Source organism: Ruminococcus sp. AF17-22AC (genome assembly GCF_003460065.1).
In the GTDB taxonomy this organism is placed as follows: domain Bacteria; phylum Bacillota; class Clostridia; order Lachnospirales; family Lachnospiraceae; genus Blautia_A.
Window position 1 is genome coordinate 1 of the sequence record NZ_QRXT01000002.1, and the last position, 2891, is coordinate 2891.

1 rRNA gene is annotated in these 2891 nt (G+C 53.3%); it reads left to right on the forward strand.

The features are described 5' to 3' along the window. Positions 1 to 3: 3 nt before the first annotated feature. Positions 4 to 2891: ribosomal RNA gene (locus tag DWW86_RS03250) — 23S ribosomal RNA — on the forward strand.

The window sequence follows — 2891 nt, forward strand, 5'->3', positions numbered from 1 at the left end:
AAATGGTCAAGCAGAAAGGGCACAGGGCGGATGCCTTGGCACTAAGGGCCGAAGAAAGACGTGATAAGCTGCGATAAGCTTCGGGGAGGAGCAAATATCCATTGATCCGGAGATCTCTGAATGGGGAAACCCACATGAGCAAACCTCATGTATCCATACGCCAATCCATAACGTATGGAGGGGAACCCGGGGAACTGAAACATCTAAGTACCCGGAGGAAAAGAAAGAAAACTCGATTCCGTAAGTAGCGGCGAGCGAACGCGGAAGAGCCTAAACCAGGTCGCGTGCGATCTGGGGTTACGGACTGCATTTAAGATTCTGTGATGTTAGTAGAACGGTTTTGGGAAAGCCGGCCAGAGAGGGTGAAAGCCCCGTACACGAAAACAGAGCAGACTGAGCAGGATCCAGAGTACCGCGGGACACGAGAAACCCTGCGGGAAGTAAGGGGGACCACCCCCTAAGGCTAAATACCACTTAGTGACCGATAGCGCATAGTACTGTGAAGGAAAGGTGAAAAGGACCCCGGGAGGGGAGTGAAAGAGAACCTGAAACCCTGTGTCTACAAGCTGTGGGAGTGCTTTATATGCACGACCGCGTACTTTTTGTAGAACGGTCCGGCGAGTTGCGCACACTGGCAAGGTTAAGGACTCAAGGTCCGGAGCCGTAGGGAAACCAAGTCTTAATAGGGCCAGAGTCAGTGTGGGCAGACCCGAAACCGGGTGATCTATCCATGTCCAGGTTGAAGCTGCCGTAAGAGGCAGTGGAGGACCGAACCCACATCCGTTGAAAAGGGTGGGGATGAGGTGTGGATAGGGGAGAAATTCCAATCGAACCCGGAGATAGCTGGTTCTCCTCGAAATAGCTTTAGGGCTAGCCTTGGTAGAGATTTGCGGAGGTAGAGCACTGAATTTCCTAGGGGGCGTCAAAGCCTACCGAAGAATATCAAACTCCGAATGCCGCGTAATTGCTTACCGGGAGTCAGACTGCACGAGATAAGTTGGGCAGTCAAAAGGGAAAGAGCCCAGACCTTCAGTTAAGGTCCCAAAGTGTACGTTAAGTGGAAAAGGATGTGGGATTTCGAAGACAACCAGGATGTTGGCTCAGAAGCAGCCATTCATTCAAAGAGTGCGTAATAGCTCACTGGTCGAGAGGTCCTGCGCCGAAAATGTCCGGGGCTGAAACGTACCACCGAAACTAAGGAATCCGAAAGGATTGGTAGAGGAGCATTGCATGCGGGAAGAAGCAGTACCGTAAGGAGCTGTGGACTGCATGGAAGAGAGAATGCCGGAATGAGTAGCGAGATAGAGGTGAGAATCCTCTAGGCCGAATATCCAAGGTTTCCAGGGTAAAGCTGATCTGCCCTGGGTAAGTCGGGGCCTAAGGTGAGGACGAGAGTCGTAGCCGATGGACAACAGGTGGAGATTCCTGTACTATGATATGACAGAACTGTGGGGACACGTGCAGAGAGCGGAAGCCGGGAATGGGATCCCGGTGCAAGCGAGGTACCAGATGCGTTGGAAAAACCGCGCATCAATGGGAAGACGTGATGCGGAGTGAAGTATAGTAATGAAGTCCGTGAGCTGTGCGTCAAGAAAAGCCGCTATTGTTCATACCATACCCGTACCGTAAACCGACACAGGTGGATGAGGAGAGAATCCTAAGGCCGGCGGAAGAAGCATTGTCAAGGAACTCGGCAAAATGACCCCGTAACTTCGGGAGAAGGGGTGCCTGCGCAAGCAGGCCGCAGAGAATAGGCTCAAGCAACTGTTTAGCAAAAACACAGGTCTATGCGAAACCGTAAGGTGAGGTATATGGGCTGACGCCTGCCCGGTGCTGGAAGGTTAAGAGGAGAGGTTAGCGGAAACGCGAAGCTTTGAATTTAAGCCCCAGTAAACGGCGGCCGTAACTATAACGGTCCTAAGGTAGCGAAATTCCTTGTCGGGTAAGTTCCGACCCGCACGAAAGGCGTAATGATTTGAGCGCTGTCTCGACAATGCATCCGGTGAAATTGAAGTACCAGTGAAGATGCTGGTTACCTGCGCCAGGACGGAAAGACCCCATGGAGCTTTACTCCAGTTTGGTACTGGGATCCGGTACTGCATGTACAGGATAGGTGGGAGGCTATGAAATGGTAACGCCAGTTGCCATGGAGCCGCTGTTGGGATACCACCCTTGCAGTATTGGGTTTCTAACCAGCCGCCGTGACCCGGCGGTGGGACAATGCCAGACGGGGAGTTTGACTGGGGCGGTCGCCTCCGAAAGGGTATCGGAGGCGCCCAAAGGTTCCCTCAGGATGGACGGAAACCATCCAAAGAGTGCAAAGGCAGAAGGGAGCTTGACTGCGACACCGACGGGTGGAGCAGGTACGAAAGTAGGGCTTAGTGATCCGGTGGTATTAAGTGGGAATGCCATCGCTCAACGGATAAAAGCTACCCTGGGGATAACAGGCTTATCACTCCCAAGAGTTCACATCGACGGAGTGGTTTGGCACCTCGATGTCGGCTCATCGCATCCTGGGGCTGTAGTAGGTCCCAAGGGTTGGGCTGTTCGCCCATTAAAGCGGTACGCGAGCTGGGTTCAGAACGTCGTGAGACAGTTCGGTCCCTATCCGGCGTGGGCGTAGGATATCTGAGAGGAGCTGTCCTTAGTACGAGAGGACCGGGATGGACGGGCCGCTGGTGCACCGGTTAGACTGCCAAGTCTATAGCCGGGTAGCCAAGCCCGGAAGGGATAAACGCTGAAGGCATCTAAGCGTGAAGCCCCCCTCAAGATGAGATATCCCATCCGAAAGGAGTAAACCCCCTTGAAGACGACGAGGTTGATAGGGCAGAGGTGGAAGTGTGGTAACACATGGAGCTGACTGCTACTAATAGGGTGAGGGCTTGACCAAA